Annotated in this window: 8 protein-coding genes and 1 pseudogene; 5 read left to right on the top strand and 4 right to left on the bottom strand. The window is 63.5% G+C overall.

Annotation, left to right across the window (positions count from 1 at the left end):
• A partial coding sequence (locus EOA27_RS13960) for a GntR family transcriptional regulator (protein ID WP_145970345.1) occupies nt 1-488 on the bottom strand: 488 nt, incomplete at its 3' end.
• 355 nt (nt 489-843) lie between these two features.
• Here EOA27_RS13960 and EOA27_RS13955 point away from each other — a divergent pair.
• The gene (locus EOA27_RS13955) at nt 844-1,104 is read left to right on the top strand and encodes an energy transducer TonB (protein WP_126081882.1); all 261 of its coding nucleotides are present in this window, start codon (nt 844-846) and stop codon (nt 1,102-1,104) included.
• A gap of 75 nt (nt 1,105-1,179) precedes the next feature.
• Here EOA27_RS13955 and EOA27_RS13950 read toward each other — a convergent pair whose 3' ends face one another.
• Both EOA27_RS13950 and EOA27_RS13945 read right to left on the bottom strand, forming a co-directional pair.
• Complete coding sequence (locus tag EOA27_RS13950) at nt 1,180-1,911, bottom strand: SDR family oxidoreductase (RefSeq protein ID WP_127256513.1); 732 nt, start codon at nt 1,909-1,911, stop codon at nt 1,180-1,182.
• Nucleotides 1,911-3,089, bottom strand: a complete 1,179-nt coding sequence (locus EOA27_RS13945) for a 4-hydroxybenzoate 3-monooxygenase (RefSeq protein WP_126081880.1) — start codon at nt 3,087-3,089, stop codon at nt 1,911-1,913. The genes EOA27_RS13950 and EOA27_RS13945 overlap by 1 nt, the downstream gene beginning before the upstream one ends.
• Nucleotides 3,090-3,473: 384 nt before the next feature.
• On the opposite strand from EOA27_RS13945, the gene EOA27_RS13935 reads away from it, so the two are divergent.
• Nucleotides 3,474-4,283 carry a helix-turn-helix transcriptional regulator gene (locus EOA27_RS13935; protein ID WP_245466991.1) on the top strand — a complete coding sequence of 270 codons (810 nt, stop codon included), beginning with the start codon at nt 3,474-3,476 and terminating at the stop codon, nt 4,281-4,283.
• Between the two features lie 75 nt (nt 4,284-4,358).
• On the opposite strand, the gene EOA27_RS13930 is transcribed toward EOA27_RS13935, so the two are convergent.
• Complete coding sequence (locus EOA27_RS13930; protein ID WP_126081878.1) at nt 4,359-5,129, bottom strand: IclR family transcriptional regulator C-terminal domain-containing protein; 771 nt, start codon at nt 5,127-5,129, stop codon at nt 4,359-4,361.
• A 105-nt stretch (nt 5,130-5,234) separates the two neighbouring features.
• Here EOA27_RS13930 and EOA27_RS13925 point away from each other — a divergent pair.
• The 3 genes and pseudogenes from EOA27_RS13925 to EOA27_RS13915 all read left to right on the top strand — a co-directional run.
• Nucleotides 5,235-6,088, top strand: a pseudogene (locus EOA27_RS13925) (CoA transferase subunit A).
• Nucleotides 6,085-6,888 carry a CoA-transferase subunit beta gene (locus tag EOA27_RS13920; RefSeq protein ID WP_126081876.1) on the top strand — a complete coding sequence of 268 codons (804 nt, stop codon included), beginning with the start codon at nt 6,085-6,087 and terminating at the stop codon, nt 6,886-6,888. Before EOA27_RS13925 ends, EOA27_RS13920 begins: the two are co-directional and overlap by 4 nt.
• Nucleotides 6,889-7,604, top strand: a 716-nt coding sequence (locus tag EOA27_RS13915) for a beta-ketoacyl synthase N-terminal-like domain-containing protein (protein WP_281059421.1), incomplete at its 3' end; no start/stop codon positions are given. It lies immediately after the preceding gene.

Genomic DNA, 7,604 nt, shown 5'->3' with positions numbered 1-7,604 from the left:
CCCCGCAGGGGTATGTCTTCCAACTCGGGCGACAGCGGCAGCCGGCTGCGCTCGATCGAGATGGCATGGCCGTCATCGGCATTGGTGCGTGCGCGGTCGACGGCGATGAAGGATGGGCTCTCGACGCCGAGCCTGGCCGCCAGTTCCGCGTCCTCGATGATCTCGAGCCGCAAGGTGCGGGTCTCGGCATTGGCGCCGGCATTGGCCAGCGCGCGCGACCAGCCGATCGCGTCGTCGACCGGCATGCCGTCGAAGGTGACGAAGGAACCGATGCCGACCTTGGTGGTGATCAGCCCGCGGCTCGACAGTTCCTCAAGCCCCTTGCGGACCGTGTTGCGGCTGACCGAGAAGCGCTGCACGAGCTCGTTTTCGCTCTGCAGCCGGTCGCCGAAGCCGAGCAGGCCGGAGCGTATCTCATGCTCCAGAACCGTCGCGATCTGCTCGGGCTTGCCCGTGCCGGGAGAGAGCTGCATAGCGCGACGGGCCATATGGATACCTGTTCAATGAACCTGTATAATCCTGTTCATTAGCGGATATGAAATGACGCGTCAACGGCTAGGTCCTTCTTCCGGTCACTATACCGGGGCAATCGCGTATGGGCTTATCGGCGACGACCAACGCCTCATCCTCGGGCTTGTCCCGAGGATCCGCATCGTGCCACGTCGTCAGGTTGCGCAGCGGCAGGAGGCTCCGCCGGTCGATCGTCCGCCCGCGACCGCCACAACCGCCCCGCCGGCTTTCCCCGCGCTGTCGTCCTCGGTACCGGCCGCTCCCGCGCCACAGGCGTCTTCTGCCTCGCTGTCGAATGCGATGCCGACGTGGTAGGAGCTCGTTCTCGACCGATTGGAGGAGTTCAAGCGTTATCCGGCTCTTGCACAGTACCGCCGCCAGCAAGGCGTATCCTATGTTCGCTTCACGATGGATCGCAGCGGTAGGTGCTCGTGGCGAGGATCGAGCAGACCTCCGGGCCATGACCTCCTCGACGAAGAGACTTTGGCGTTGATCCAGCGCGCCCAGCCCCTGCCCAAACCGCCTGCAGAGGTGCCTGGCGACCGTCTCGAACTGGTGGTGCCGATCGAGTTCTTCCTACATGGGCAGAACTAAGCCAGCCAACTCATCCGGGGGCAAAGGCGGATCATCAGGCGCTCGTCGGTTGCCGGCTGCTTCGCCCCGCACCCGTCACACCTGAGCCATGCCGCCGTCGACGTATAGCTCGGCGCCGGTTATGAAGCTTGCTTCGTCGCTGAGTAGAAACCACGCCGCCGCCGCGGCTTCTTCCACGCGGCCCATGCGGGCCAGCGGTATCTGGCTGACGATCCCGTCGCGCATTTCGTCTGGGATCGATGCCATCATGGCGGTGTCCGTTGGGCCGGCGCTCAGGATGTTCACGTGTACGCCGCGCGGCGCGAGTTCGCCAGTCCAGCTGCGCACATAGGAGCGCAGAGCCGCCTTGGTTGCGGCATATGTTCCATAGGGCGTCGCCCCTTTGACGTCGGCGACCGACCCCAAGAACAGCGCCGAGCCCCCGGCAGCCATGCGCGGCGCCGCTGCCCGCATGGTGAGAAGGGCGCCGCGCACGTTCACCGCGAAGTGGCGGTCGAAATGCTCCGGTATGCTCTCTTCCAGGTCCGCCGGTTCCATGATGCCGGCGTTGTAGACCAGCGCATCGATTTGACCGCCCTGCGCCCCGACTGTCGCGATGACCCGTTCAATATCCGCGGGGTTGCTCGCGTCGGCCACCACACTGCGCGCGGCGGGGCCAATTTGGGCGACTGCGGCTTCGACATCAACAACGCGACGGCCGGTCAGGAAGACCAAGGCGCCCTCCTTCGCCAACCGCTCGGCGATGGCCAGGCCGATGCCACTCGCGCCGCCCATCACCAGAGCCACTTTCTTCGTCATAGCTGGCATTAATTCAGCCCCCGCTGGTATTCGCTGTGCAAACGAGCTGCGGTCGGGGAGTCGAACAAGTTATCGAGACAAGCGCGTGCGGCCATCTGGCGAAACGTACCGTTTTGCGTTGGATCGCCAGCGTCATGCATCGTATCGGTCATCCAGGCACTGAACTCCTGGTACTTCCAGATGTGCGGCAGGACCGTGCTTGAGTAGGCGTCCAGCGCCGCTCTGTCGTGATCGCGCGCCGCACGCACCAGCGCCTGGGCGAGCACATCCACATCGTATAGAGCCAGATTCATTCCCTTGGCGCCCGTGGGCGGCAAGAGGTGGGCGGCATCGCCGACGAGGAAAAGATTCCGATATTGCATCGGCGCATAGACCACCGATCGCATAGGTACGAAGTCCTTGTCATGGACCACGGCATTTTCGATCGTGTTGTCGCAGAGACGCAGCCGGATTTCATCCCAGATCCGCGTATCCGGCCAGTCTGCCGGACCATCGCTAAGCGCGCATTGCAGGTAATACCGGCTCCGGTGGGGGCCGCGAGGAAGCTGCGCGACAAAGCCGTGGTCGCTGACGCCCATGATCGGATGGCCGGTAACAGGCGCCTCAACGAGCGCCGCCAACCACGCATAACCGAAGTCATGGCTGTACTTCGTCAAGACACCATCTGGGATCGATGCCCGGCTGACACCGTGCTCGGCGTCGCACCCAATGATGTAATCGCAGACGAACTCGTGAGCGCCCGCGGCATCTGAATAGCTGACCCGTGGACGCCGGTCCTCGTCATTTTGGATCGACACGTCGGTGACGCTGAAGCGGATGTCACCCGCCATGACATCGATCAGTTCGCGCAACAGGTTATTGACGAGCATTTGCTGGGTGCAGAATCGACCCGGGCTGCCGTCGTCTTCGATGGTCTCGAAAATGCGACCAACGCCGTTGACGCGATAATCAATGGTCTGGGCAAGCGGGCCGGCGAGGAGCTTGTCCGCTAATCCCCATTGCTCGAACATGCGCACGGCGCGTGCATCAACGACGCCGGCACGCTGCCGGACTTCGACGCGGGCCCGATCGATCCGCTCCAGGACAACGCAGGCCACGCCGGAGGTCCGCAGGAAGGACGCCAACGTCAGACCGGACACACCGGCTCCAACAATGATAACTGTGGTCTCTTCGGAAGTTGAAGTCATGTTTATCTTTCAGCTAAGCTTTATTTGTTTAGTCTAGGCAGGATCAAAAGCAGCCGTTTGCGACTGCGATGCTTTCTATCCGCTCGACGTCGTCGGCGAACGGAACCGAGAGGTAGCCATTGGCTGGTTCGCGAACGTAAGCTTCGTAATCCGGGCAGTAAGTCGTGTTGTCCGCGACGATGAGCGAGCCTGGGACGAGCCTGCTTTCAAGCAGGCTAGAGGTGTGTCGATGAGCCCACGGGCTCACGGCATTTCGTTCATCTCAGCGTCCCCTTCAGCATCCATCGCCACCGCGTCGGACATTATCTGAGGGTAAGGTTGACGGAAACGCGAAACTTGGCCAATATGTATTGATATTGTGCCAATTTCCTGGAGCGCGACCCTTTGCCGATCCTGCGTCAATGGAATGACTTGGCTGAGCTCATGCCCACGGTCGAAGAGGCGCGCCGAGACGTCGTCACGGTCGGCGTCGAGATGGTCACCGAGGGCTTAGAGCTGGACCATCACTCCCACCGGAAGTCGGAGCTGCTCTTGGGACTCTCTGGCGTCTTTCGTTGTGAAGTCGAGGGCGGCATCTGGATCGTGCCCCCGCAGTGCGCGCTTTGGGTTCCGGGCGGGATGGTGCATCGGATCGCAGCCTCCGGGAACATCGACAGCTATGCGGCCTTCGTCCAGCCGGCGGCAGGCGCGAAGCTGCCCACGACGTGCTGCACGATTACCGTCAGTCCGCTGTTGCGCGAGCTAATTGTCCGAAGCGCGCAGTTCCCAGCAGATCATGAGGCGGACGGAGTAGAATCGGGAGTTGCGGCCTTGCTGCTGCATGAGGTTTCGACAGCGCCGCTCGGCAACCTTCACCTGCCAATGCCAACCGATCCTCGGCTTCGTTCGATCTTCCAGGACATGATAACGGATCCAGCTGACCGCGGAACTCTCGAATCGTGGGCAAAACGTTCTGGACTCAGTGTTCGCTCGCTCGAGCGCGTAATCGCCGCCGAGACCGGCATGAGCTTCGGTCGTTGGCGACAGCAGTTGAGCATTATCCTCTCGGTGCAGTGGTTGGCGAGCGGCGCGTCGGTGAAACAGGTTGCTGGCGACCTTGGGTACGAGAACGTCAGCAGCTTTGTCACAATGTTTCGAAAGGCGCTCGGCGTCTCGCCAGCCCGTTATATGGCGGAACGCTCAAGCAGACATTGAGCACTCACCGATCGTCGGAGAACCATCGTCGCGGATGAGCGGGCAGCGCTCACTTCGGGCGGTTGCCGTTGCTGCTCAAACGAAGAAGAACTCCTCCACCCGCTGCTTGGCCGTCCGCAACACCGGCAAGATGTCGCGCTCCATCGCCTCGACCGAGAAACGCGCCGACTGCGTCGAGACATTGATGGCGGCCACGGTGCGGCCGGCGCGGTCGACGATCGGAACAGCGATCGAGCGCAGGCCGAGCTCCAGCTCCTCGTCGACGATGGCGAAGCCATCGACCCTCGCTCTGTCAATGGCCTTGCCGAGCGCGGCGCGGCCGGTGATCGTCTTCGGCGTGCGCCGTTCGATGGTCGCGTCAGCGAGGAAGGCCTTCAACTCATCCGCCGGCAGGCCGGAAAGCAGCACGCGCCCCATCGACGTACAATAGGCCGGCAACCTCGTGCCGACATCGAGCGCGACGCTCAGGATTCGCCGTCCGGGGATGCGCGCGACATAGACGACGTCCTCGCCCGACAGCACTGCCGCGTTGCAGGCCTCGCCGAATTTCCCCGCTACCTCGCGCATGACCGGCGCCGCGAAGGTCCAGAGCGATGCGCCGCCGAGCCAGGTCCGCGCGACGGTCAAGAGACGCGGCGACAGCGAGAACAGCCGGCCGGACTGGGTCGCATAGCCCGTCGCGACCAATGTCAGCAGGAAGCGGCGGGCCCCCGCGCGGGTGAGATCCGCCTCCTCGGCCATCTCCGTCAGCGTCATGCCGGCCGGATGGCGCGCGAGGATTTCCATCACCGCCAAGCCGCGTTCCAGCGAGCCGACATGGTCGCGTGAAATGGATTCCTCTTCCACGAACCTCTCCAGGCCAGCGTTGACTCCAGGCAAACTTTGGAGCTAAAAGTATCTCATATAAAACATATGTTCGCAATGCGAACTTTTCAATCACGGAGCCTGGAGATGGTCAAGTTCCTGCCGCTGAAAGAGGCGGTCGCGGATAACCTGCACGACGGCGACACCGTCGCCTTCGAGGGCTTCACCCATCTGATCCCCACCGCCGCCGCGCATGAAGCGATCCGCCAGGGCTTTCGCGACCTGACGCTGATCCGCATGACGCCCGACCTGATCTATGACCAGATGATCGGCATGGGCATGGCGAGGAAGATCGTCTTTTCCTATGTCGGCAATCCCGGCGTCGGCCTGTTGCGACGCGCCCGCGATGCCATCGAGAACGGCTTTCCGCGCGCCATCGAAGTCGAGGAGCACAGCCATGCCGGCATGGCCAACGCCTATGAGGCGGGCGCCGCCGGCCTGCCCTGCGCGGTGTTCCGCGGCTATCGCGGCGCCGGCCTCGCTTCGGTCAACCCCAACATTAGATCGGTCACCTGCCCCTTCACCGGGGAGGCGCTGGCCGCCGTCCCGGCGATAAGGCCGGACGTCACCTTCATCCATGCGCAAAAGGCGGACCGCAAGGGCAATGTGCTGGTCGAAGGTATCATCGGCATCCAGAAGGAGGCGGTCCTAGCGGCCAAGCGCGCGGTCGTGACGAGGAAATGGTCGACAATTTCGATGACCTGCATCCCAACCTCACCGTGCTGCCAAGCTGGACGATCGCGGCGATTTCCGTTGTGCCGGGCGGCTCGCATCCCTCCTACACGCATGGCTATTACGAGCGCGACAACGCCGCCTATCTCGAATGGGACGAGATCGCCGCCGACCGCGACCGCTTCCAGGCGTGGATGCAGAAGAACGTTATCGAGAGCAGCGCCGACGACTTTGCCGGCCGCGTCGAGCATCTGAGGAAAGCCGCATGAGCGACGCTGACAATCTGGGTTTCACCCCCAACGAGATGATGACGATCGCCGCCAGCCGCGCCTTGAAAAGTGACGATGTCTGCTTCGTAGGCATTGGCGCGCCGTCGGCCGCCTGCAACGTCGCGCGGCTGACCCATGCGCCCGACATCACGCTGATCTATGAGAGCGGCACCATCGGCACCGCGCCCGACGTGCTGCCGCTGTCGATCGGCGACGGCGAATTGTGCGAGACGGCGGTCACCACCGTCGCGGTGCCGGAGATGTTCCGCTACTGGCTGCAGGGCGGCCGCATCTCGATCGGCTTCCTCGGCGCCGCCCAGCTCGACAAATTCGGCAACATCAACACAACTGTCATCGGCGACTATGCGCATCCCAAGACCCGCCTGCCCGGCGGCGGCGGCGCGCCGGAGATCGCCACCTCGTCAAAGCAAGTCTACATCACCATGGCGCAGTCGAAGCGCGGCATGGTCGAGAAGATCGACTTCTTCACCTCCTTCGGCCATGGCGAAGGCGGCGACCACCGCAAGCGCCTCGGCATCGACACCGCCGGCCCGACGCTTCTGATCACCGACCTCGCCATCTGGAGGCCGGACCCGGTGACGAAGGAGTTCACCGTCGTCTCGTTGCATCCGGGCATCAGCCGCGAGCAGGTGCAGGAAACTTGTGGCTGGACGGTCAAGTTCGCGGAGGCCCTTGACGAGACGCCGGCGCCGACGGAACTCGAGCTGAAGACATTGCGCGACCTGCAGGCCCGCACCAAGGCGGCGCATCAAGGGACCGCCAAAGGGAAAGCTGCTTAAATGGCTGAAGCCTTCATCTGCGATTACATCCGCACGCCCATCGGCCGCTTCGGCGGCGCGTTGTCCTCCGTGCGAGCCGACGATCTCGGCGCCATCCCGTTGCGGGCGCTCGTTGAGCGCAACATGGGTCTCGACTGGGCCGCCACCGACGATGTTGTCTATGGCTGCGCCAACCAGGCCGGCGAGGACAACCGCAATGTCGCGCGCATGGCGCTGCTGCTTGCCGGCTTGCCCCAGGACATTCCCGGTTCGACGGTCAATCGCCTCTGCGGTTCGGGCATGGATGCCGTCACCATCGCCGCGCGCGCCATCAAGGCTGGCGAGGCCGAGCTGATGGTCGCCGGCGGCGTCGAGTCGATGAGCCGAGCCCCCTTCGTCATGCCGAAGGCCGATGCAGCTTTCTCACGCAATGCCGAAATCTACGACACCACCATCGGCTGGCGCTTCGTCAACCCGCTGATGAAGAGGCAATATGGCGTCGATTCCATGCCGGAGACCGGCGAGAACGTCGCCGAGGACTTTTCCGTCTCTCGGGCCGACCAGGACGCTTTCGCCGTGCGCAGCCAGGACAAGGCGGTGGCCGCGCAGGCCAGTGGCCGGCTGGCGAAGGAGATCACGCCGGTGACCATCCCGCAAAGGAGAGGCGATGCAATCGTCGTCGCGAAAGACGAACATCCCCGCGCCGGCACGACCATCGAAACGCTGGCCAAATTGCC

Origin of the sequence: Mesorhizobium sp. M2A.F.Ca.ET.037.01.1.1 (assembly GCF_003998075.1) — a bacterium.
GTDB lineage: Bacteria > Pseudomonadota > Alphaproteobacteria > Rhizobiales > Rhizobiaceae > Mesorhizobium.
Note: the sequence above shows the minus strand (reverse complement) of the source record. Positions and strands in the feature narration are given on the sequence as shown.